Source organism: Ensifer sp. GW821-FHT05G01, from assembly GCF_059419585.1.
Genome location: NZ_JBWKSC010000009.1, coordinates 44488 through 66524 on the forward strand (window position 1 = coordinate 44488; position 22037 = coordinate 66524).

Consider the following 22037-nt stretch of genomic DNA (forward strand, 5'->3'; position numbering starts at 1 on the left):
AAGACATCACGACCGGCAACGCCTGCCGGTCGTGCCCCCTGATCCTTGTTACTGCAGCGCCTTGGCGAGGAAGGGCAGGCTGACATCCATGCGGTAATCGACCGAATTGTGGTTGTCCTCGAACTCTTCATAGGTATGTTCGACGCCGAGTTCCTTCAGCGTCCGGTGGATGCGGCGATTGCCGTAAAGCAGGTTGTACTGATCCACGGTGCCGCAATCCACGTAGAAGGCCTTGAGCTTGGCGATGTTGTGACCATGGGTTTTCGCCAGTTCGACGGGATCGCAGGCCATCCAGTTTTTCCACCGATCCTTTATCAACTCGCAGGTTTCCAGATCGACCGGAAGCCGCAACCCCTTGAAGACGTCAAGGTCTGGATCAGGGTCGTAGCTCGCCGCCTGGGCAAGAACGAGCAGGACGGGAATGTCCTCGTCGGCATGCTTCTGCCGCTTCTCGTAGGCCCGAAACCAGTTTTCGATCGACAGACCATGCCGCGCGAGAGCGCGCAAAACCATGGGGAAATCGGCCGCCATCAGATCGAAGCCTGCGTCACCCGAATGGCTTGCGGCCGCAGCCCAGATGTCCGGCCGCCGGAAGGCATGGGAGAAGGCGCCATAGCCACCCGAACTTTTGCCGAAGACGCCGCGCCGCCCGGTGCCGCCGCAGCCAAAGCGCGTTTCGACGGCCGGAAGCATCTCGTCGATGAGGAAATCCTCCCAGCGGCCGACGACCGAGCTGTTGACATATTGGTTGCCGCCCAGCGAGGTGAAACAATCGGGAAAGGCGACGGCCACCGGCGGCATCTCACCTGTCGCAATGAGCCGGTCCAAGCGTTCCGGCACGTTCTCGAAGAAGGGCTTCCATGCCGTATGCAAAGGCCCGCCCGCCGTGAAGCCGACGAGGTCGACGAGCAGCGGCAGGCCGGTACCATCGTGGTTTGCGGGAACATAGACATCGACGTCGCGCCGTGTCGGGTCCCCGAGCCTGTTGCTTTTGAGAACATCGCTGTCGATGCTGAGACGGGAAACCGTACCCCTGGGGTAATCGGACTTCTGCATTTTTTCCTCCTGATCGCCCATCGGTTGTATCGCACGTAACCGACACCGGCCACCGGTTTCGGTGGTTTGAGGACGCGCTTTCCGAAAACCGGGTCGGAAATCAATAGTCGGCCGGCAGAGTTCTCGCGACCGAACAGCCAGCGTTAGCGCAGCACGCCGCTCAAGAAGGCGAGCACCGCATCATCGAAGACATCGGGCCTTTGCAACGGCGCAAAATGGCTGAGGCCGGGAAGGATGCTAAGGGTTGCGTCAGGCAGCGTCTCGGCGAGATAGGCCATGTGCTCCTGCCTGATGAATTCGTCATGTTCGCCAAGGACGACGGCCACGGGCACGGAGATCGCTGCAAGCTCGGCTGCCGACAGGTTCGGTTGCGTGCGCTGCATTTTTTCCACCGCTGCCGAGAGCGCTTCGAAATCACCGGGTGTCACCGAGCGTGCGGCATAATCCTTCTGGTGCTGTTGCCAGATGCGGCCGATCACAGGCGTGAACTCGAACGGCCTGGTACCCGAGTTGTCGACATTGCAGGCGAAGAAGAAAACACCGGCAACACGCTCGGGCGTTTCCTGGGCGAGGATCAGGCCGGTATCGGCGCCATCGCTCCAGCCGATGATCGCAGCCTTGTGGATCTGCAGTCGATCCATCACGGCGCGGGTATCGGCGGCCATCAACTGGTAGCTGTAGTCGCGACCATCCCGCGTGCTGCGGCCGTGGCCGCGGCTGTCGATGACGACGGTGCGGTAGCCGGCGTCGACGATCGCCGGCACTTGATAGCCCCAGTTGTCGCTGTTTCCCATGCCGCCGTGCAGAAGGATTACCGTCGGCCCGGAACCGTGGCTCGCATACCAGATGCGCGCGCCCTGGTTTTCGACGAAACCCTGCTCATCTGGCGCGGGAAGCGGCGGAATGCCGTGGCTTTCGAGATAGGTCAGATCATCGTCGCGGAAGGCCATGGGCATTTCCTTTTCCGAACTTGATGTGCGCAATGAGATAGCGGCTGCCGTGATTGCTGCAAGGGGCGTGTTTCGCCGTCGCGATGCCGGGCAAATGGGTCGATGGCAATGGCAGGAAACGTTGCGCAGCTCGCAGATGTCGGATCAATCGACCGCTTCAAAGGTTGCACGGATCGTTCCGCTCAACGTTGATCCACTGTTGAGGATTTACGTATCGTTACTTAAAGAGGGTTAGGTTGCCCAAAGGCGCCGCGCCTTGCATGCCCTCTCTCCGCCAACCGAGATGGAACAATAATGACAGGTTCTTCCGACACCAACATTTTTGATCTGGCGCCGATCGCGATGTGGATCGAGGATTTCAGTGGGGTCAAGGCGCAGTTCGATCGCTGGCGGGCCGAGGGTGTGGTGGATCTCCGTGCCTATCTTAGAGAGGATCTGACGCGTGTCGCCGCGTGCTCCGGCCAAATTCGTGTTCTCCAGGTCAACCGCCGGACACTGGAACTGTTCGAAGCGCGCGATCTCGATCATCTCCAGGCGAACCTTTCGAAAGTCTTTCGCGACGACATGCTCGAAAGCCATGTCAACGAGCTTGCCGAATTGTGGGAGGGCAAGACCGAGTTCAGCAGCAGTGCCGTCAACTACACGCTGACGGGACGCCGGCTCGACATCCAGCTGCGCGGCTCGGTACTGCCGGGATACGAGGATACGCTGGGGCGGCTGCTTCTGACGACGGAAGACGTGACCGCGCGCGAAGAAGCCCGGCGCAACGAACGGGCCAACCGACAGTATGCGGAAGGCATCTTCGAGCATTCGCCGGTGTCGCTGTGGGTCGAGGACTTCAGCCGCATCAAGCTGCTGCTCGAGGATGTCCGTGAACGCGGCATCGTCGATTTCCGCGTCTTCACCGACGTTCATCCGGAATTCGTGCGCCAATGCATGAGTGAGATCCGGGTCATCGACATCAACCAGGCGACGCTCGACCTGTTTTGTGCACCGGACCGGAACACCCTGCTACAGCATCTCGGCGACATCTTCCGCAACGAGATGGAGAAGCATTTCAAGGAGCAGCTGATCGAGTTGTGGAACGGCAATCTTCTGCATCACCGCGAGGTGGTGAACTATGCGCTCGATGGGGCGGAGCGCCACGTCCTGCTGCAATTCTCCGTACTTCCCGGCCATGAAGGCGACTGGTCGCTGGTCCAGGTGGCGTTGACCGATATCACCGCGCGCAAGAAGGCGGAGGCCTATCTCGAATATCTCGGCAAGCACGACGTGCTGACCAAGCTGCACAACCGCGCCTTCTACTCCGACGAGCTGAACCGGCTGGAGCGCAAGTCGTTGCGCCCGGTTTCGGCCATCGTCGTCGACCTTGATGGTCTCAAGGCGGCGAATGACCAGCTTGGGCACGATGCCGGCGATGCCCTCCTGCGCCGTCTCGGCGAAGTGCTGAACGGCGCGGTGTCGCAGCCCAACCATGCCGCCCGCATCGGCGGCGACGAATTTGCTATCCTGATGCCAGGCGCCGACCGCCAGGCGGTGGCGACCATGGTCGAGACCATCAGCGAATTGTTGAAGATCAACAACCAGTTCTATTCCAACGCGCCTCTCAGCATATCGCTCGGCACTGCGACCAGCGAGACCGGGGAAACCATGGAAGCCTTGGTCAAGCGCGCGGACCTCAGCATGTACGAGCAGAAGCGGGCACGCTACGCTGCGCAGGAGAGCCGCAACGCTCAAGGCGGCAAGGCCGCCTCGGCGGCGTAGGCGCTGCGTGGTCGATGCCCGGCGCAATCCGCGCGGGCAGGCGGCCCATCACCCAGAACGTGCCGGCGGCGGACCGAACGCCGGCTTTTGCGACATGGCAAGGATCGGTCCGTTGATCCAAGTGATTCAAGGCGGCGGCGCCTTCACGGCCAGGCGCTCCATCACTGCCCGGCGGCCAGCGACATGTCTAGCGCCCCGATTGCGCCGCCAGCCTGCGATGCTTTCGTGCGATACCCGGTGCGCCAGGCGACCAGCCGCCTCACGGCCGGTCCGATTCCGTCTCCATCCTCGAAATCCAGTCGGCCCCGAGGTGATGGCTCTTGAGCACGGAAACGGGATCCTCGGCGTCCAGCCGCGAGCAGATGCGGTAAATCTCCAGCGTTTCCGCATCCATCTGGCCGCGCTGGTAGAAGAACATCGCTGCCGCATAGCGCGTGCGTCCGGACCATTCGATACCGGGCAGCGTTCTGATCAGCGCCCAATGCCGCTTCGTTTCGTCGTCCATCACGACACCCCTAGAAACGTCCCGGGGGCATCGCCGAGCGGCGGTCGAGCTTGACGAACGGCCGTGACACCACGCGGGCGCGCTTCATCAGCTTCTGATACTGAAGTTCCCGCATGGCGTAGATCTCCACCCAGAGATTGTCGGTGACGCTCGCCCCGTAAGGTCGCGAAAGCGTGGCGATTGCGATGTTGCGCTTGGCAAGCGGCGACCAGATGGCGGCCGTCACCAGCCCCACTTCCTTCTTGCCGCGATGATAGACGATGGCGCCTTCGGCGGGAATGTTGCCCTCGATCTCGAGGCCGACCAGCACATGTTTGAACGTGCCTTTCGTCCGCGCCTTCAGGATTGCATCGCGACCGTTGAAATACGGCTTTTGCGGATCGACGAGCCAGTCGAGGCCGATCTCGTCGGGCAGCCGTTCGCGATCGGCACGAAGAGCGGCCTCGGCGGTGATGAAATCGGCGTTGGCGACGATAAAGCCCGCCTCGATGCGGGCGCGGTTGAGCGCGTCGTAACCGATTGCCTTCAGGCCGAATCCGCTGCCGGCTGTCCAGAGCCGATCCCAGAGGCTGAGCGCCGCTTTCGCCGGGGCGAAGAGTTCGTAGCCGAGATCGCCGGTAAAGCCGGTGCGCGAGATCGTCACGCTGCCGTCCGCATGCGGGAACTCGGCCAGCTGAAACGGCTTCAGCGTCTCGATGCTAGCAAAGCCGGCGGCTTCGAGCACTGCAAAGGCGGTCGGTCCCTGCAGTGCGACGGCGGCGATCTCTGCAGTCTCCTCGCTGATTTCGACCGAGAACCCGCCGGCGCTGTCGAGCAGCCAGGGCAAATGCCGCTCCTGGCAGCAGAGGCGGAAGTCGTCGGTCGCCAGCCGGAAGAGCGTACCATCGTCGAGCACGTGTCCGTGGTCGTCGCACCAGGCGGTATAATGGACCCGCCCGACGCCGAGCTTGGCGACATCGCGCACCGTCAGGCGGTTCAGGTAGCGCGCGGCATCGCTGCCGCGAATGCGGTACTTCACCATGGGAGAAATATCGAAAAGGGCCGATGTCGAGCGGATGGCGAAATATTCGAGTTCGGTGTCGAAGATCGAATGCGGCGCCTTGTAGCCCGCCCAGCTGTACCAGTCGTTGGTCTCGCTGAGCGCGGCCAACCGGTCGTGAAAAGGCGTTTCGAGACGCGGCGTCAGGATGTGCCCCTGTTCAGCGCGGTTGAAGGCGGTGAGGTGCATCATGCGCGTTTCTCCGAAAGGATCTGGCGGGCAGCGAGCAGGCCGGGCAGGCCGGAGATGCCGCCGCCCGGATGCGAGCCGGCACTGGCGAGATAGAGGCCCTCCAGCGGTGTTGCGTAACCGGACGCGGCATTGACCGGACGGTTGATCAGCAATTGGTCGGCCTGCAATTCGCCGTGGTGCCAGTGACCGCCGGGCAGGTTGTAGCGTTCTTCCATGTCGGCAGGTGTCAGGAAATGCGTGGCGACGATAGTGGCGCCAACCCCCGGGCAATAGCGTTCGAGCGTTTCGAGCACGATCTTCAGGAAGGCGGGCTTGCCCTTTTCCCAACCATCCGCAAGCGCATAGGGCGCAAACTCGACCAGCGCCGAAAGTGTGCAGGCACCCTCGGGAGCGAGCGAAGGGTCGGTCAGGCTCGGAAGCGTTATCTCCATCACCGGATCGGTCGAGAACTGGCCATACTTCGCCGGGTTGAATGCCTGCTCTACGTGATCGATCGATCGGGCGATCACCAGCCTGCCGGCAAGATCGGCGCGCGCCACACCCGGGAAATCGGGGACACGGTCGAGCGCCAGGTCGAGCTTGGCGACATTGCCCTTGGTGCGGATGTTGCCGATCGCGCGGCGGAAGCCGGTGCCGATCTCGGCGGCATCGGTCAGGGCCATGAACGTCGCCTGCGGATGGATGGCGGAGATGATGGCCGGGGCGGTAAGCGTTTCGCCCGTCGACAGCACGATCCCGGTCGCGCGGCCGCGATCGGCGACGATCTTCTCGACGCGCGTGCCGGTCCGGATCGCAACGCCCGCCTTGGTCGCCGCCGCATCGAAGAGGGCGGCGATCGACTGGCCATTGCCCTTCGCCACGACCTGCGCGCCGGTAGCGCCAGCCACTTCGCCGGTCAGGCGATAATAGAGACCAAGCAGCGACGTCGGCGATCGCGGCCCGAGATGAATGCCGAGCGTCGCATCGAAGGCGGCAAGGCCCTTCAGCCGGTCATCGGTCAGATATTCATCGGCGACATCCGCGACATTCATCAGGAGCATGCGTAGGAAATCGCGGCCTTCCTCGCGCCCCTTGCTCAGGAGATGAAGACCGGCGGCGGCGAAGGACTTGAGATCGTCGAAGGCGATCTCGCCCACTTCGGGCGGGCGACGCTTGAGGAAGCGTTTGAAGATGCCCGCCTGGAACAGGAGCTTGCCGCGAAAATCGGTAAAACGCGCCGCCTCCTCCCGAGAGACCCCGTCGATCGTTTTACCATAGGCGCCACGCAGCACGGCGTGCACACCCGTCGGCGATAGCGCAACGGTCGGGGCGGTCACGTGCGTTGTCGAATGATCAATTTCGAGCGCGGACAACACATCTGCGTCGAGGCGATTGATGATGTGCGCAAGGCCAGGGCTGACGAAGCCTGGATGAAACTCGAAGCTGCGGGCCGCACCGCCGAGCGTGTCGTCTGCTTCGATCACCACGACCTTGCGCCCGGACCGGGCAAGGAGGGTGGCGGCGGTCAGGCCGTTGTGGCCGCCGCCGATGACGATGGCATCAAATGACGTCATGGGCCGAACTCATGTGCGAGGGAGCGTGCCTGAGATCGCGCAGGATCTCGGCGGCGGCGTTGCGGCCGGGGGCGCCCATGACGCCGCCGCCGGGATGGGTCGAGGAGCCGCAGATGTAGAGACCGCGGACCGGGCTTCGATATTGTGCGTATCCGGGGACCGGCCGGTTGAACAGCAACTGGTCGAAGGTCAGTTCGCCCTGGAAGATGTTGCCTTCGGTGAGGCCGACTTCCTGCTCTATCTCGCGCGGCGTGCGCACCTCCATGTGCAGGATGCGTTCGCGGAAGCCGGGCGAATAGTCGGAGATCTGCTTGATCACCGTCTCAGCGAAGGCGTCACGGTCGGCATCGGTCCAGTCGTTGCCTTCGACCTTCGGTGGACAGTATTGCACGAAGCAGGAGACGAAGTGCTTGCCGGGCGGGGCCATCGTCGGGTCGAGCGTCGTCGGGATCATCATGTCGACGAAGGGATCGGCCGACCAGCGCCCGGCCTTCCAGTCGTCATAGCCCTTTTCCATGCGTTCGGTCGTGTCTGTGAAGTGCAGGTCGCCGCGAATGCAGGAGGAGCCAGATGGCAAGGCCGGAAACTCCGGCAGGCTGTCGAGGGCGATGTTGAGCTTGCCCGAGGAGCCGCGCATCTTGAAGTGGCGGACACGGTGGACGAAACGCTCCGGCAGCGCGCTCTCGTCGACGAGCTTCAGGAAGGTACGCTTGACGTCCGCATTGGAGACGACAAGCTTGCCGAGGACTTCTTCGCCATCGGCAAGCACCGCCCCTGTCGCCTTGCCGCGATGGGTCATGATCTTGGCGACATCGGCGCCGGTACGGATCGTGCCGCCCGATGCCTTGAAGGAGGAGGCGAGCGCCGACGTCACCGCCCCCATGCCGCCGCGGGCATAGCCCCAGGCGCCGACCGACCCGTCGACCTCGCCCATATAGTGATGCAACAGCACATAGGCCGTTCCAGGCGACATAGGCCCAAGCGCCGTTCCGATGATGCCCGAGAGCGCCAGATAGGCCTTCACCACGTCGGTCTCGAAATACTCGTCGAGGAAGTCCGAAATCGACATGGTCCAGAAGCGCAAGGTTGCGGCCATCTTTGCGGGAGAGAAGTCACCAAACTTCTTTGCGAGATAGAGCATCTCGTGAAGATCGCGCGGCTTGAAGCTGAACGGATCCGGTGCCGTGCGCATCAGCAGCGGCTGGATGAACCGGCATTGGCGCGTCACATCCCGTGCATAGCGATCATAGGCTTCGGCATCGCGCTTGGAAAAGCGGGCGAACTCGCGGCGGTGGGAGTCATGATCGCGGTAGGAGGCGAGGTAGTCGCCATCCCGCGTAAAGACCGCGCCGCCCTCATAGGAGATGACCTGCAGCCCGTGCTTGGGCAGCTCGAGGTCGCGCATGATCTCGGGCCGGAACAAAGAGCAGACGTAAGAACAGTTCGAATAGAGAAAGCCGGGGGTCAGCTCCCGGCTGGTGGCGGCGCCGCCGACCCAGGCGTTCTTCTCAAGGACGATCACATCCAGTCCCGCCCGCTGGAGATAGCAGGCCGTTACCAGCCCGTTATGGCCGCCTCCGATCATCACCACGTCGTATTTTTTCATGTGGCTCCCCTTGTCGTTGATGAAAAAATGACATGGAAAGCAGAATGTTGTCCATATATTTTGAATGAGTGTTCAGCAAATATGTTGCAATCCTCTGATAACGCGATAGGATTTCTGTCGAGGTGCAACGCTGGATCGGAGGTCCGATGTCGTCGATCGATGGAGAGGTGCAGCCGCTGGCGGAATACGACGATGCGGCCATCCGCTTTCTCGCGGTGCTCTGGGGGGAGGGGTATCTTTCTCCCGGGGGTGCTGGAGAGGTCGATCGCGTTCTCGAAGGGCTGGAGCTTGGCGGCAAACGCGTGCTCGATTTCGGCTGCGGGGCCGGCGGGGCGACGCTGCATATTGCCGAAACCCATGGCCCGGCGCAGGTGACAGGTTTCGATGTCGAGGTGCCGGTAATCGAGCGGGCACGAGTTGCTGCCGCGCGTTCGGGTTTGACCAATGTCGCCTTCATCCAGTCGGCGCCCGGTCGGTTGCCATTCCCAGATAGCAGTTTCGATGTGGTCTTTTCCAAGGATGCGCTGGTGCATGTCCCGGACAAGGCGGCGATCTTCCGCGAGATCTTCCGTGTGCTTGCGCCCGGCGGGGCCTTTGCTGCCTCCGATTGGCTGATCTCGCATGATGGCGAACCGTCCAGTGACATGAAGGCCTATCTTGCGGCCGAAGGTCTGAGCTTCGGCATGGCCTCGGCTAAGACCTATATAGCAGCGATGACGGCGGCCGGCTTCGACGATGTCGGTTCGCTCAGCCGCAATGCCTGGTACCGGGACGTCGCCCGCAACGAGCTTTCAAGGCTTGAAGGTTCGTTGCGCGACGAGGTCGTTGCCGCGGTCGGCGAGGCCTATGTGGCGAAGAACATCCGGACCTGGACCGCGATGCAGAAGGTGCTTGACAGTGGTGAGCATTCTCCCACTCATCTGCGTGGCATCAAGCCGATGCCGCGCGGAGCATGATATGCACCTGCGCCTCAAGAAGAACAGCACGGCGGTACGGATGAAACTCACCTCTGCGGCACAGGACGCAACGGACACCGAGAAGCGCGGGCGCAAGGCGTCCAAGGAAACCAGACGGCAGCAGTTGATCGAGGCGACGATCGATTCGCTCGCCAAGCGCGGCTATTCCGAGACAACGCTGGCCGATGTCGCCGATGGCGCCGGTCTTTCGCGCGGTATCGTCAACTTCCATTTCGAAAGCAAGGAAAAGTTGCTGATCGCCACGCTGCAATACATGGCGGACGAATATGCCGCCAATTGGGGTGCGGCGCTGGACAAGGCCGGCGACAAGGCGGCGGCCCAACTCTGGGCGCTCGTTGCCTGCGATTTCGATCGAAAGATCTGCACCAAGCGCAAGCTTGCCGCCTGGTGCGCCTTCTGGGGTGAGGCAAAGTCGCGGCCGACTTATCAGGCGCTCTGCGGCGCACGCGACGTCAAGTACCAGGAGATCTTTCTGGCGCTCTGCCAGACGCTCAAGGACGAGGGCGGCTATGCCTACGAGCCTGAGGGGATGACGCTGGCGCTCTGCGCATCGATGGAAGGGCTGTGGCTGCGGCTGATGATGGGCGACGGACTGACGCGCGAGAAGGCGCATGCGGCGGCTGTCGAATATCTGCTCGTCGCCTTCCCCACGCATTTCACCCGGGAAGGGCCGAAATAGGGAACAACAACGCCGGAACGGCCGGATAGAGGAGGTTGGCATGATATTGGTGAACGTGTGCAGGCAAATCTTGCGGGGCGTGTTCATCGCCTCGCTTGTCTCGAGCACCGCCCTGCCGGCGCTTGCCGCAGACAATCTCACGATCTTCGACTGGTCGGGTTACGAGGACCCTGCCTTCCACCCCGCCTATACCGCCAAACATGGTTCCGAGCCCGATTTCAGTTTCTTCGGCGACGAGGAAGAGGCTTTCCAGAAGCTGCGCTCAGGCTTCAAGGCCGATCTCGCCCACCCCTGTTCGCAGAGCGTAGCGAAGTGGCGGGAGGCCGGCCTGATCGAGCCACTGGATACGTCGAAGCTGACCTACTGGAACGACACCGATCCAGGCATTGTTGCCATGAAGGGGCTGATGACCACGCCTGATGGCAAGGCCTGGCTGTTGCCGTTCGAATGGGGCAACACGGTGCTGACCTATCGCACCGACACGGTGAAGCCCGAGGAGATTTCCTCACTGAAGGCCTTTGCCGATCCGAAGTTCAAGGACAGGGTATCGATCGGCGACAATGTCGATGACGCCTATGCGCTCGCGAGCCTTGCGATCGGTCTCAAGGACTGGACGACGATGACCGACGAGCAATTCAAACAGGCGTCGGATTTCCTGCGCGAGGTGCACAAGAACGTTCGCCTCTACTGGACCGACAACACTGACCTCAGCCAGGCGATCGCCAGCGGCGAGGTCGATCTCGCCTGGGCCTGGAACGAAACCGCCACGACGCTGCAGGCCGACCGCGTGCCGGCTGCGATCAAGAAAGACACCGTCGAGGGCCTGTCGACCTGGGTGTGCGGCTATGTCCGGCTCAAGGGTGCTGCGGCCCCGGAGGACCAGCAGTATGACTTCCTCAACTCGATCACCGATCCGGCGATCACCTCCTACATGGTTGAATCCTGGGGCTATGGCCATGCCAATGCGCGCGGCATGGCGCAGGTCGATCCGAAGATCCTGGCCGACAAGGGCTATGCCGACGTTTCGAAGTTCCTCGACAACACGCTGTTCCAATCGCCGATGCCGATGGAGCTGCGCCAGAAGATGATCGCCGAGTTCGAGAAGATCAAAGCAGGTTACTGAGGGGAAAAATTCGGGGCAGCTGCGAGGTGCGGCTGCCCGGCCCAATCAGTCCGAAAGCGCTACGAGCGCGTCCGGGTCATAGGCGAGGCGGACCGCGTCGCCGACCGGAATGTCATCCGCACCGAAATTGTTGGTTTCCGAGACGGAGAGCGGCTGCTCCATGCCGGGGACGTCGATGATCAGGTGGGTGATCTCGCCGAAATAGTGGCGGTCGATGACCCTGCCGGAGACCTCGAAGTCGGCCTTGGCGTCATCCCAAAGCACGCGCAGCCGTTCCGGCCGGATGCCGATCGTCGCCGTGCCGTTGCGGGCGTTGAACCCAAGCGGCTTGTCGAGCGTGACGCCGCCGAAACGCGGGGTTTCGACCGAGAGCCGCGTCGCCGTCTCACCTGTGATCCGCGCCTTCATGAAATTCATGCCGCCGAGAAAATCGGCGATCTGACGGGTGGTCGGGCGCTGGTAGATTTCCTTTGGTGTCGCCACTTGCGCGATGCGCCCGCCAAACATCACGGCGATCCGATCGGACAAAGCGAGCGCCTCGTACTGATCGTGCGTGACGAGGATGAAGGTGATGCCGACGGCCTTTTGCAGCGAGCGCAACTCGACCTGCATTTCCTCCCTCAGCTTCTTGTCGAGCGCCGAAAGCGGTTCATCGAGAAGCAGGACTTTTGGGCGCATGACGAGCGCTCGGGCAAGTGCGACGCGCTGGCGCTGACCGCCGGAAAGCTCGTGCGCCCGGCGCTTGCCGAGATGGCCGAGGCGGACCTGGTCGAGGGCGGCGCCCACGCGCCGGCGCTCCTCGCTCGCATCAAGCTTCAAGCGTTTCAGGCCATAAGCGACGTTTTCCTCGACATCGAGATGCGGAAAGATCGCATAGTTCTGGAAGACCATGTTGGTCGGACGGCGGTTCGGCGGCGTGCCGATCACCGATTGCCCATCGATGCGGATATCGCCGGTGCTCGGTGTGTCGAAGCCGGCGATCGAGCGCAACAGCGTGGTCTTGCCGCAGCCGGACGGACCGAGCAGCGAGAAGAATTCGCCGGCAGCAATATCGAGCGAGACGTCGTCGAGCGCCTTGTAGATGCCGTAGAACTTGTTGACCGCCTCGATCGTTATCATCGGTGTTTCAGGCATTGAGCGCTCCCTGCGCCCTCAGCCGGTGTTCGGCGCGACGGCGTATGATTTCCGAAAGGGTGAGAAGCAGGATCGAGATGAGGATCATCACGCTACCGAGGGCGAGAACGCCGGGCAGCTTGGCGGCGAAGCGCAACTGCCCCCAGATATAGACCGGCAAGGTCGGCTCGGTGCCCGAGAGGAAGAAGGCGAGGATGAATTCGTCGAGCGAGACGGTGAAGGAGACCAGTAGGCTTGAGACGAGCGCCGGGGCGACCACCGGCAGCGTCACCCGGCGAAACGTCCCGATCGCGGTTTCGCCGAGATCGAGAGAGGCCTCTTCCAGCGACCGGTCGAAGCCGCCGAAGCCGGAGATCAGCACCGACATAGCGTAGGGCAGGCAGAAGATCACCTGGCCGAGAATGACGGTCACCAGCGACAGCTCGACCCCGAGCTGCAGAATGATCATCAGCAGTGAAACGGCAAAGATGATTTCCGGCAGGAACAGCGGCGCCATGATCAACCCGGTCGCCGCCCGCTGGCCGCGAAAGCGATAGCGGGTGATGGCGCGGGCCGCGCAGATGCCGAGCACGGTGGAGAGAATGGCGACGGAGACGCCGACGATCATGCTGTTGCGCGCCGCTTCGAGGAGCGCGGTGTTGTGCCAGAGCGACGCGTACCATTTGGTGGTGAAGCCGGCGAGCGGGAAGGTGGTCGTCGCCGCGTTGTTGAAGGAGAAGATCGGCAAAAGCAGGATCGGAAAGTACAGAAACGCCAGATACACCGTGACATAGGCGGGCAGCCAGCGGGACTTCGGAATGCCGTGACGCCCGCTCATTTCGCCATCCTCACCAGCAGTTTCAGCGCAAGGACAGCGAGGCCGGCCATCGCCGAGACGATGACCATCGTCGTCACCGACAGGGCAGCACCAAGCGGCCAGTTGGCACCTTTGCCGAACTGCGCCTGGATCGCGGTCGCAATCATCACGCCGTCCTTGCCGCCGACGAGCTTGGGCGTGACGTAGTCGCCGACCGTCGGGATCATCACGATCAGGAAGGCCGAGATGACGCCGGGAAGGGAGAGTGGCAGGGTGACGCGCAGGAAGCTCATCAGCTTGTTGTCGCCGAGATCGTGCGCCGCCTCGATCAGCGAGCGGTCGACCTTCTCGAGCGAAACGAAGATCGGCAGGATGGCGAAGGCCGCCCAGCTATGGACGAGCGTGATGACGACGGCGTTGGAGTTGTAGAGCAGCGAGGTCAGCGGCTTGTCGATGATGCCGATCGACAGGAGGCCGGTGTTCATGACACCGCCATAGCCGAGGATCACCTTCCACGACATCACCCTCAACAGATAGCTGGTCCAGCAGGGAACGGTGATCAGGAACAGCCAAAGGTTCTTGTGAACGCCGCCATGGAAGGAAATGAACCAGGCGATCGGATAGGAGACGGTGACGGTGACGACGCTGACCACGAGCGAGATGACGAGCGAGCGCACAAGCAGGTCCTGGTAGATCGGTTCGCCGAGCGCTGTTTTATAGTTGTGAAGCGTGAAGGTGCGGTCGATCGTCAGGTAGTCCTGGGTCCAGAAGCTGTAGGCGACGACGATCAGGATCGGCAGGAACAACAGGGCGACGGCATAGAGCAGCGTCGGGGAGATCAGTGCCAGCCCGCTTGCTTCTTCGCTGTCCGTCCAGCAAACCCGGTTCTTTGGCGGATGCGTGGGCCTTTGCTCCACCTCGGTGGCCGACAGCACCGCCATCAGCGATACCCCGGCTTGCGCAATTGATACTCTGCAGCGCGCCAGCCGCGCTTCGGCTCATGTCGAAAGAGTCGACAGTGGAAATGCAGCGAACGCTTCATTCGATCCATCCCATGGCGATTTTTCGCCGTTTGGTTCCCTTGAATTAGCAAAACTCAATTCGGCATTGAACGCAAGTGCTATTTCTGCAATATTGATTGAACAGCCATTCAATAAAATGACGTGTTGTTCAATTTTATCATATGGTTGTTTTGAGAATTATGATTAAAACGGTTGGAGGGATTTGTCATGGCCGCGAAGCTCGATCTTGCAAATGTGCCCGATAGCGGCGCAGGAGAAACGTCCGCGCTTGCCGAAAAGCATCTCGTCCAGCCCTGGCCTGTCGCCGGCAGCATAGGTGCGGAAGCGCGCGGGCCGATTGAAAGCGGCGACGGAATTTATGTCGTCGATGGCGAGGGGCGTCGCCTCATCGATGGTCCGGCCGGCATGTGGTGCGTCAATGTCGGTCACCGCCGGTCGGAACTCGCCGAAGTGCTGCACGATCAGGCCATGGCGCTGGCCTACAATTCGCCCTGGTACACCACCAATCAGCCTTCGGCCCTGCTTGCCGAGCGCCTCGCCGCCCATGCACCCGGTGATCTCTCGCATGTATTTTACACCACCGGCGGTTCCTCGGCAGTCGAGACGGCGCTGCGTTTCATGCAGTTCCTCAACAATGTGCGCGGACGGCCGGAGAAGAAGCTGATCGTCTCGCGCCAGGGCGGCTATCACGGCTCCACCTATCTCTCTGCGTCCCTGAACGGACGTCCGCGCGACCACGACTGGATGGACAGCGCCACAGATCAGGTGGCGAAACTTGCCTGTCCCAACCCGTTCCGGCGGCCCGCCGGACAATCCGAGGCCGAATTCTGCGATGCGCTGGTTGCGGAGTTCCAGGCGCTGATCGAGGCAAAGGGGGCGGATCGCATCGGCGCTTTCATCGCCGAGCCGATCATGGCCTCTGGTGGCGTCATCGTGCCGCCGGAGGGTTATCTCCGCCGCATGCGCGCGCTCTGCAGCGAGCACGACATCCTGTTCATCGCCGACGAGGTGGTGACGGCCTTCGGCCGGCTCGGCGAGATCTTCGCCTCGAAGGCGGTGTTCGGGATCGAGCCCGACATGATCACCTTCGCCAAAGGGGTGACGTCGGGTTATTTCCCGCTGGGCGGTGTGATGATCTCCTCACGACTTCTGGAAAGTCTGCGGCAGTCCAACCATTCCGACGCGATGTTCGCGCATGGGCTCACCTATTCCAGCCATCCGGTCGGTTGCGCGGTTGCCCTGCGCAATCTCGACATTCTGGAAGATGGGCTGCTCGACCACGTCAAGGCGATCTCGGGCTATTTCCAGACATCGTTGAAGAGCCTGGAGGCATTGCCGCTGGTCGGCGAAGTCCGCGGCATGGGGCTGATGGCCTGCGTCGAATGCGTCGCCGATCGGGTCAGCAACAACCCGCTGACGCTCGATCTCGAAGTCGGCAAGCGCATCGACCGTCATTGCCAGGAACTTGGCCTGCTGGTGCGGCCGCTGATCAACATGTGCGTGATGTCGCCGCCGCTGACGATCACCAGACGCCAGATCGACGACATGGTGACAATTCTCGACGCCAGCATCCGCCGCACCATGGACGAGCTCGTGCGCGAGGGGCTGTGGAAGGGTTGAGCCGATCTGCTGATCGCGCCTGAAAATGCCTCGGCCCCGCCAGCATTCCCCGGCGGGGCCGTTTTCGAAGGGGTCGGTTTTGCGCCGGCCCCTCTTTTTGCGCCTATCGTTTGGAGAGTTCGTCGTTGACCGCAGCCATCCGGTCCTCGGGTGGGGCCACGTCCAGATTGACGACGGGCAGCACGGCGCGAATGTGATCGTGATGCGTGCGCACGCCATATTCCAGATCGGAGAGATAAAACCCGTTGAACGCCTTCGACGTCATGGATTCGTTCGACCAGATCGTCAGTTGCACGTCCTCGGCCTGGGTATCCCGGTCGATACGGAAGGCGAGGTAGCGGGCAAGCCGTTGCTGGCGGGTTTCCTCCGGGTATCGATAGATCGCGCCGCGCAGCAGCGTCCTGCCGGTCGACAGCGGAAATTCCTGGTAGAACTGCACCGTCTCCGGCGTCACCGCGATGACGGCGTTGGGGAAGAGGCCGAAATAGATCCAGGCCTTGCGCAGCCGCTCGGGCAGATGCGTCGCTTCCGGCGCAATGCCGACATATTGCCGGACACTCCAGCGGCGGCCCGCATGCGGGTTGTAGGTGGCGAAGGATCGGCAAAGGCCGTTGACGAAGGGTTCGTCGTAATAGGTGGAGCCATAGAGATCCTGCAGCGCCGGATGGGCCATGGCGACATGGTAGCCCTCGTTGTCGACGTCGCGCACCGATTTCCAGTTGACCGCACTTTCCTGCGTCCACACCCCTTCGGTCGGCAGCATGCGCTCGGAGCCGTAGTGACCGAACTCCTCTGCAAAGGGCTGCATCAGCTCGGCGACAGAGGGCTGTGGCCCCGGCCGAAAACGGATGAAGACGAAGCCCATCCATATTTCCAGTTCGAGCGGCACGAGGCCGAATTCCTGCTTGTCGAGCGGCGGAAACGAGCGCGGTCGTGCCGCCCCACGGAGCGTGCCGTCGAGATTGTAGACCCAGCCGTGAAACGGACAGACGAGCGCGTTGCGGCACTTGCCCTTGTCGTCGGCAACGACACGGGAGCCGCGATGGCGGCAGATGTTGTGAAAGCCACGGATCGTTCCCTGCTGGTCGCGCAGGATCAGCGCGCGCTCGCCGACCACATCCATGGTGATGTAGTCGCCCGCCTCGGGAACGTCTGAGATATGACAGGCGATCTGCCAGTGACGGCGGAAGATGTGTTCGCGTTCCAGTTCGAGCAGGGCGTCGCTATGGTAGCACCAGCCGGGCAATCCACGGCGATCCCAGTCGTTCGGGACGGTTATGTCGCGGATCATTTCGTTCATTCAATGTCTCCATTTTTGCTGAACGTTCATTCAATATAATCCGTTTTGAGCAGAGAGACAAGCCGACCTCAAGCGCTCCGGACGATGGACGGCGCGCCTCGCCGTGCGGCCGAACCCCGAGGACGAGCGGCAACAGGACGAGGGTTGCGAGACCCCGGGGCATTCGAGACGCCGGGCCGGCGAAACCATAGGGATGCGAAACCCCGAGGCTGGTGGACCTACCAGCTGGCGCCGTCGATCAGGCGGTGGGGAATGTCCTCCCACACAGACCGGTCAAACAGCCGCATGTTGACGCCCATGCGCGTCGTGTCGGCAGAAATCGGCGACCAGTGGGTGGTGCAGCCGCAGGTGCCACAATGGTGGATCGTCAGCGTGGCGTCGCCCTGGACGTAACCGACGAGCTTGCCCTTGGGGTCGCTGATCGACACCTCTTCGGCGTCATAATAGCCCCAGAGCGTGCCGAGGCGTGAACACATCGAACAGTTGCAGCTGCCGAGCGTGTCGGGCCGGACACGGACGGAGAGACGAACCGACTTGCAATGGCAATGGCCTTCGAGCATTCGCGTCCCTCTCCACAGACCGCATTTCCCGGACGGATGGCGAAGGGTCCGGGAAGCGCTAGGTCCAGACTGTCACAGCACTGGCGGGTCGTGGCAATGGCAAAAACAGATCCGAGCGTTGATCGTGTTGCCGGCCCGTGAGCGGCTTGCCGCGGGCAGACGCCCGACGCAAGACAGCGGCGACCAATGCCTGTGCCTGCCGATCGACCATGGCGGTTCGTTTCTGTTGCTGCCTTCCGATGCCGTCAGCGGTTGTCCGTGCCCGCCGCGCATGACTATACTCTGCCCAAGGCTAACGCCTTGACCCGAGGCTACGTCCACCCGATGGGCGGGCCGACCATTTGATGCCTTCGCATTTCGATGCCGCTGCCCTCGGTCGAGGGCGCCGTTTACCAGAAAACGTCTGTCGCGGGAGAAAAGCATGCGCAATTCCTGCCTGAATATCCTGTCCTTCACCCTGATCGCCGCACTCGGTTCGGTTTCGCCGTCGGCCGTTTGGGCGGCGTCGCCGGAGCCGGTCAAGGCCGAGCACGGCATGGTCGTCACCGCCCAGCACCTGGCGTCGGATATCGGCGTCGAGGTTCTGAAAAAGGGCGGCAATGCCGTGGATGCCGCCGTTGCCGTCGGCTACGCGCTTGCGGTGGTCTATCCGACCGCCGGCAACATCGGCGGCGGCGGCTTCATGACGATCCGCTTCAAGGACGGCAAGACCACGTTCCTCGATTTTCGCGAGCGCGCGCCGACTGCGGCGACCAAGGCGATGTATCTCGACGACAAGGGCCAACTGGTCGATGGCCTAAGTACAGAGGGCTATCTCGCGGTCGGCGTACCGGGCCCGGTGCTCGGCTTCGAGGTCGCGCGCAGCCGCTATGGTACGCGACCGCTCAAGGAACTGATTGCGCCCGCCATTGCGCTCGCCAAGGACGGTTTCAGGCTGGAACAAGGGGATATCGATTCCTTCGATGGCGAAACCGAACGGTTGGCAAAAGACCCGGCGGCCGCTGCGATCTTCCTGAAGCCTGACGGAAAACCCTTTGCCGTGGGCGAAACGCTGGTTCAGGCGGACCTTGCCGCCTCGCTTTCAAGCATTTCCGAAAAGGGCACCGACGCCTTCTACAAGGGCGCGATCGCCGACGCCATCGTCAAGGCAAGTGCCGACAAGGGTGGGATCCTCGCCAAGGCGGATTTCGAGAAATACGCCGTGCGCGAACTGGAGCCGGTCAAGTGCAGCTATCGTGGCTACGACATCGTCTCCTCGCCGCCGCCGTCGTCCGGCGGCGTCATCATCTGCGAAATCCTCAACGTGCTCGAAGGCTATCCTTTGTCCTATCTCGGTTACGGCTCGGCCGAGACCGTGCATGCGATGGTCGAGGCGATGCGCCATGCCTATGTCGACCGCAACACGACGCTCGGTGACCCCGATTTCGTCGAGAACCCGGTCGCCAAGCTGCTCGACAAGGCCTATGCCGCTGAGATCCGCGGCAACATCGATCCGTTCAAGGCCGGCGTTTCGCAGGCGCTGATGCCGGAGGGCTTTGCCGAAAGCAAGGAGACGACCCACTATTCGATCATCGACGACGAGGGTAATGCGGTTGCGGTGACCTATACGCTCAACGGCTCTTTCGGCGCCGGCGTGGTCGCGCCCGGGACCGGTATTCTGCTCAACAACGAGATGGACGATTTCACCGCAAAGCCCGGCGCTCCCAATCTCTACGGGCTTGTCCAGGGCGAGGCGAACGCGATCGCGCCGGGCAAGACGCCGTTGTCGTCGATGAGCCCGACCATCGTTTCCAAGGACGGCAAGCCGTTCATGGTGATCGGCAGCCCCGGCGGCGCACGCATCATCACCATCACGCTGGAAGCGATCCTCAACGTCATCGATCACGGCATGAACATCCAGGAAGCGGTCGATGCACCGCGTATCCATCATCAGTGGTTGCCCGACAAGGTGTTCATGGAGCCCTATGCGCTGTCGCCTGATACGCGAAAGCTTCTCTCGGCGATGGGTCATGACGTGCAGATCGACAAGAGCTGGAGCATCTGGGGTCAGGCGACCGGCATTCTTGTCGGCGGTGAAAGCCTTGCCGAGATCGCCGAGGGCGGGGGCGCGCGCTACAACGGTGCGGTCGACAGCCGCATCGGTGCGGGTGCGGCCAGAGGCTACTGATCGGGGCGCTGCCTTCCGCGAGGCCGGCGAACGGGCGGCCGAGCAGACCGCCTGCGGCTCCATCATGGCCGGCGACTGGCAGAAGGACGCGCCATGGCATCGCCGCATGAACAAGCGGCGCGTGTAGAAATCCGGGCGGCATCGTTGGGACCTCCGGGCCACGGCCGATGCCGCTCGGGAACGATTATTTCCGCGGCTCGAATTTGTGCCCTGAAACTTCGACGCCTGCATCGTGCGGCAGGCTCAGAAAACGCAAGGCCGAGAGGGTGCCGATCGTCGCGACCGCGAGAAACGCCCAGCGAAAGTCCGTGAGCGCCGCGGCTTCAGCGCCACGAAGCGCCTGCGACAGATTGAGAACGGCGGCGGCAACGGCGACGCCCATCAGCATGGCCACCTGCTGCAACATGCTCGACAGCGTCGATGCTGAACTGCGTTGGCTTGCATTGATGTCGGCAAAGCCGAGCGTGTTGAGTGCCGTGAACTGCATCGAGCGGAACAGCCCGGCGGCAAACAGCAGCAGGAGCGTCAGCAACTGCGGCGTATCTGTCGATACCGCTGCACAGGTACCAATCGCCAGCGAGGCGAGCAGGCCGTTGCCGACGAGGATGGTGCGAAAGCCGAAACGGCGCAGCAACGGCGTGGTCGCCGTTTTCATCGCCAGATTTCCTGCGAAGTAGGCGAGCACATAAATCCCGGTCTCGATCGGATTGAGGCCGAAGCCGACCTGAAAGAGCAGTGGGATCAGAAACGGCGTCGCGTTGATGGCTATGCGGCAGGCGGTGCCGGCCGACAGCGTCGACATCGCAAAGGTCTGGATTTTCAGAGCAGAGAGATCGAGAAGCGGATCGGCGATCACCCTGAAGTGACGCGTGGCCATGATGCCGATGATCGTGCCCGCTGCCAGCAACAGGACAATTGCGGGCGCATTGACTGTCCCGTGCACGAAGGCTTCGAGCCCGGCCAGCACCAAAGTAAGGCTGGTTGACGATAGGATGAAGCCCTTGATGTCGAGACGGCGCGCCTCTTGCTCGCGCTGATCGGGCACGAAGCGCAGCACAAGCGCAAGGCCGATGAGGCCGATCGGTATGTTGATGAGAAAGTTCCAGTGCCAGCTCAGCCACGTGGTGATCACGCTGCCGAGGATCGGGCCGACGACCGGGGCGATCAGCGCCGGCCAGGTGATGAGCGCGACCGCGCCGACAAGCTCCGATTTGCGAGCATTCTTCAAGACGATGATCCGGCCGACCGGTGTCATCAGGGCGCCGCCGATGCCTTGCACGGCACGTGCCGCGATGAACTCGCCGAGGCTGCCTGACAGACCGCAAAAAAGCGAGGCGAGCGTGAAAATGCCGATTGCGACCAGGAAGACGTTGCGCGCGCCAAAGCGGTCGCCAAGCCAGCCGGAGAGCGGAATGAAGGCCGCCATCGTCAGCATGTAGACGGTGATGCCGATGCTCATGGCGACCGGTTGTACACCGAAGGACGCGGCCATCTGCGGCAGCGAGGTAATGACGATCGTGCCGTCGAGCATCTGCATGAAGAAGGCGATGGCAACGACCAGCGCGACGACACGGGAATTGCGGGCGGAGGAGGCGTCTTGGGCCTGCGTCTCGGTCGGGATCGCTGTCATGCTGTCACTGCTGGCCCGCATTGCAATCAAGAATGTGGTTGCCAGCCAAAACGTGAGACGAAAGCTGGATTGCTGTCGGAAACGAAATCATCGGGGCACTTCAGAATGGATCACGGTTTCGCCGACCCATACGCTTCAGCCGGGACCGGCGACGAAAACAAGGGAGCCTAGGTGACTGGCCCCAGCGCCTTCTATGCGCCCTCAAGCGGACTTGTGTCGATTCCCTTGTTGCGATCGGCGGAGATTTTGCGAGGTTTTGCTGGTTGGGAAAGCGTGAAGCAGCTGATAGGGGCCGCTCAGGTCAGGTGCTAGTCGACGGCAGCCGGCCGAAAGCCCGGGCGCGTTGCGACAGTCGTCTGTGAAC

At 62.3% G+C, this 22037-nt stretch carries 19 protein-coding genes; 7 read left to right on the forward strand and 12 right to left on the reverse strand.

Annotated elements, in window-relative coordinates; genetic code table 11:
• Positions 1-48: 48 nt before the first annotated feature.
• Together AC07UR_RS21355 and AC07UR_RS21360 are read right to left on the reverse strand one after the other, a co-directional pair.
• Positions 49-1056 carry an alpha/beta hydrolase gene (locus AC07UR_RS21355; protein WP_209790231.1) on the reverse strand — a complete coding sequence of 336 codons (1008 nt, stop codon included), beginning with the start codon at positions 1054-1056 and terminating at the stop codon, positions 49-51.
• Between the two features lie 143 nt (positions 1057-1199).
• On the reverse strand, positions 1200-2006 hold the full coding sequence (locus AC07UR_RS21360) for an alpha/beta fold hydrolase (RefSeq protein WP_209790230.1): 807 nt from the start codon (positions 2004-2006) through the stop codon (positions 1200-1202).
• Here AC07UR_RS21360 and AC07UR_RS21365 point away from each other — a divergent pair.
• Positions 2005-2241 (forward strand): hypothetical protein, encoded by a 237-nt coding sequence (locus tag AC07UR_RS21365; RefSeq protein WP_209790229.1) that lies wholly within the window; start codon positions 2005-2007, stop codon positions 2239-2241. The genes AC07UR_RS21360 and AC07UR_RS21365 overlap by 2 nt on opposite strands.
• 59 nt (positions 2242-2300) lie before the next feature.
• Positions 2301-3770, forward strand: coding sequence for a sensor domain-containing diguanylate cyclase (locus AC07UR_RS21370; RefSeq protein ID WP_209790228.1), 1470 nt, complete (start codon positions 2301-2303; stop codon positions 3768-3770).
• 259 nt (positions 3771-4029) lie between these two features.
• Here the strand turns inward: AC07UR_RS21370 and AC07UR_RS21375 are convergent, their stop codons facing one another.
• The 4 genes from AC07UR_RS21375 to AC07UR_RS21390 are packed head-to-tail and all read right to left on the reverse strand — an operon-like array spanning position 4030 to position 8665.
• On the reverse strand, positions 4030-4275 hold the full coding sequence (locus AC07UR_RS21375; protein ID WP_209790227.1) for a hypothetical protein: 246 nt from the start codon (positions 4273-4275) through the stop codon (positions 4030-4032).
• Between the two features lie 10 nt (positions 4276-4285).
• A complete protein-coding gene (locus AC07UR_RS21380; protein ID WP_209790226.1) occupies positions 4286-5506 on the reverse strand; it encodes an aminomethyl transferase family protein in 1221 nt (406 codons plus the stop codon).
• The gene (locus tag AC07UR_RS21385; RefSeq protein ID WP_209790225.1) at positions 5503-7059 is read right to left on the reverse strand and encodes a phytoene desaturase family protein; all 1557 of its coding nucleotides are present in this window, start codon (positions 7057-7059) and stop codon (positions 5503-5505) included. Before AC07UR_RS21385 ends, AC07UR_RS21380 begins: the two co-directional genes overlap by 4 nt.
• Positions 7046-8665: a phytoene desaturase family protein gene (locus AC07UR_RS21390; RefSeq protein WP_209790224.1), complete on the reverse strand. Its 1620-nt coding sequence runs from the start codon at positions 8663-8665 to the stop codon at positions 7046-7048. The genes AC07UR_RS21385 and AC07UR_RS21390 overlap by 14 nt, the downstream gene beginning before the upstream one ends.
• Before the next feature lie 146 nt (positions 8666-8811).
• Between AC07UR_RS21390 and AC07UR_RS21395 the strand changes: the two genes are divergently transcribed.
• From AC07UR_RS21395 to AC07UR_RS21405, 3 genes are read left to right on the forward strand one after another with little or no spacing between them, the layout of a single operon-like run.
• Positions 8812-9621 carry a class I SAM-dependent methyltransferase gene (locus AC07UR_RS21395; protein WP_209790223.1) on the forward strand — a complete coding sequence of 270 codons (810 nt, stop codon included), beginning with the start codon at positions 8812-8814 and terminating at the stop codon, positions 9619-9621.
• Positions 9622-9661: 40 nt separating this feature from the next.
• Complete coding sequence (locus AC07UR_RS21400; protein WP_173423458.1) at positions 9662-10321, forward strand: TetR family transcriptional regulator C-terminal domain-containing protein; 660 nt, start codon at positions 9662-9664, stop codon at positions 10319-10321.
• Between the two features lie 40 nt (positions 10322-10361).
• Complete coding sequence (locus AC07UR_RS21405) at positions 10362-11444, forward strand: extracellular solute-binding protein (protein ID WP_209790222.1); 1083 nt, start codon at positions 10362-10364, stop codon at positions 11442-11444.
• 45 nt (positions 11445-11489) lie between these two features.
• Here AC07UR_RS21405 and AC07UR_RS21410 read toward each other — a convergent pair whose 3' ends face one another.
• From AC07UR_RS21410 to AC07UR_RS21420, 3 genes are read right to left on the reverse strand one after another with little or no spacing between them, the layout of a single operon-like run.
• Complete coding sequence (locus AC07UR_RS21410) at positions 11490-12563, reverse strand: ABC transporter ATP-binding protein (protein WP_209790299.1); 1074 nt, start codon at positions 12561-12563, stop codon at positions 11490-11492.
• A 7-nt stretch (positions 12564-12570) separates the two neighbouring features.
• Entirely contained in the window at positions 12571-13395 is an 825-nt protein-coding gene (locus AC07UR_RS21415) for an ABC transporter permease (RefSeq protein WP_173423344.1), read from the reverse strand.
• A complete protein-coding gene (locus AC07UR_RS21420) occupies positions 13392-14315 on the reverse strand; it encodes an ABC transporter permease (RefSeq protein ID WP_209790221.1) in 924 nt (307 codons plus the stop codon). Before AC07UR_RS21420 ends, AC07UR_RS21415 begins: the two co-directional genes overlap by 4 nt.
• A 288-nt stretch (positions 14316-14603) precedes the next feature.
• Here AC07UR_RS21420 and AC07UR_RS21425 point away from each other — a divergent pair, with 288 nt between their 5' ends.
• Positions 14604-16016 carry an aminotransferase gene (locus AC07UR_RS21425; protein WP_209790220.1) on the forward strand — a complete coding sequence of 471 codons (1413 nt, stop codon included), beginning with the start codon at positions 14604-14606 and terminating at the stop codon, positions 16014-16016.
• Positions 16017-16119: 103 nt separating this feature from the next.
• Here AC07UR_RS21425 and AC07UR_RS21430 read toward each other — a convergent pair whose 3' ends face one another.
• Positions 16120-17316 carry an aromatic ring-hydroxylating oxygenase subunit alpha gene (locus tag AC07UR_RS21430; protein WP_209790219.1) on the reverse strand — a complete coding sequence of 399 codons (1197 nt, stop codon included), beginning with the start codon at positions 17314-17316 and terminating at the stop codon, positions 16120-16122.
• A 218-nt stretch (positions 17317-17534) separates the two neighbouring features.
• On the reverse strand, positions 17535-17876 hold the full coding sequence (locus AC07UR_RS21435) for a GFA family protein (protein ID WP_209790218.1): 342 nt from the start codon (positions 17874-17876) through the stop codon (positions 17535-17537).
• 421 nt (positions 17877-18297) lie between these two features.
• Between AC07UR_RS21435 and ggt the strand changes: the two genes are divergently transcribed.
• Positions 18298-20043, forward strand: a complete 1746-nt coding sequence (gene ggt / locus AC07UR_RS21440; protein ID WP_209790217.1) for a gamma-glutamyltransferase — start codon at positions 18298-18300, stop codon at positions 20041-20043.
• 184 nt (positions 20044-20227) lie between these two features.
• Here ggt and AC07UR_RS21445 read toward each other — a convergent pair whose 3' ends face one another.
• A complete protein-coding gene (locus AC07UR_RS21445) occupies positions 20228-21673 on the reverse strand; it encodes an MFS transporter (RefSeq protein ID WP_209790216.1) in 1446 nt (481 codons plus the stop codon).
• Between the last annotated feature and the right edge of the window lie 364 nt (positions 21674-22037).

Excerpts from the sequence above, each read along its gene's own strand:
- AC07UR_RS21355 (WP_209790231.1), bottom strand. The coding sequence starts at position 1,056 with ATGCAGAAGTCCGATTACCCCAGGGGTACGGTTTCCCGTCTCAGCATC.
- AC07UR_RS21365 (WP_209790229.1), top strand. The coding sequence starts at position 2,005 with ATGGGCATTTCCTTTTCCGAACTTGATGTGCGCAATGAGATAGCGGCT.
- AC07UR_RS21360 (WP_209790230.1), bottom strand. The coding sequence starts at position 2,006 with ATGGCCTTCCGCGACGATGATCTGACCTATCTCGAAAGCCACGGCATT.
- AC07UR_RS21370 (WP_209790228.1), top strand. The coding sequence starts at position 2,301 with ATGACAGGTTCTTCCGACACCAACATTTTTGATCTGGCGCCGATCGCG.
- AC07UR_RS21375 (WP_209790227.1), bottom strand. The coding sequence starts at position 4,275 with ATGGACGACGAAACGAAGCGGCATTGGGCGCTGATCAGAACGCTGCCC.
- AC07UR_RS21380 (WP_209790226.1), bottom strand. The coding sequence starts at position 5,506 with ATGATGCACCTCACCGCCTTCAACCGCGCTGAACAGGGGCACATCCTG.
- AC07UR_RS21385 (WP_209790225.1), bottom strand. The coding sequence starts at position 7,059 with ATGACGTCATTTGATGCCATCGTCATCGGCGGCGGCCACAACGGCCTG.
- AC07UR_RS21390 (WP_209790224.1), bottom strand. The coding sequence starts at position 8,665 with ATGAAAAAATACGACGTGGTGATGATCGGAGGCGGCCATAACGGGCTG.
- AC07UR_RS21395 (WP_209790223.1), top strand. The coding sequence starts at position 8,812 with ATGTCGTCGATCGATGGAGAGGTGCAGCCGCTGGCGGAATACGACGAT.
- AC07UR_RS21400 (WP_173423458.1), top strand. The coding sequence starts at position 9,662 with ATGAAACTCACCTCTGCGGCACAGGACGCAACGGACACCGAGAAGCGC.
- AC07UR_RS21405 (WP_209790222.1), top strand. The coding sequence starts at position 10,362 with ATGATATTGGTGAACGTGTGCAGGCAAATCTTGCGGGGCGTGTTCATC.
- AC07UR_RS21410 (WP_209790299.1), bottom strand. The coding sequence starts at position 12,563 with ATGATAACGATCGAGGCGGTCAACAAGTTCTACGGCATCTACAAGGCG.
- AC07UR_RS21415 (WP_173423344.1), bottom strand. The coding sequence starts at position 13,395 with ATGAGCGGGCGTCACGGCATTCCGAAGTCCCGCTGGCTGCCCGCCTAT.
- AC07UR_RS21420 (WP_209790221.1), bottom strand. The coding sequence starts at position 14,315 with ATGGCGGTGCTGTCGGCCACCGAGGTGGAGCAAAGGCCCACGCATCCG.
- AC07UR_RS21425 (WP_209790220.1), top strand. The coding sequence starts at position 14,604 with ATGGCCGCGAAGCTCGATCTTGCAAATGTGCCCGATAGCGGCGCAGGA.
- AC07UR_RS21430 (WP_209790219.1), bottom strand. The coding sequence starts at position 17,316 with ATGAACGAAATGATCCGCGACATAACCGTCCCGAACGACTGGGATCGC.
- AC07UR_RS21435 (WP_209790218.1), bottom strand. The coding sequence starts at position 17,876 with ATGCTCGAAGGCCATTGCCATTGCAAGTCGGTTCGTCTCTCCGTCCGT.
- ggt (WP_209790217.1), top strand. The coding sequence starts at position 18,298 with ATGCGCAATTCCTGCCTGAATATCCTGTCCTTCACCCTGATCGCCGCA.
- AC07UR_RS21445 (WP_209790216.1), bottom strand. The coding sequence starts at position 21,673 with ATGACAGCGATCCCGACCGAGACGCAGGCCCAAGACGCCTCCTCCGCC.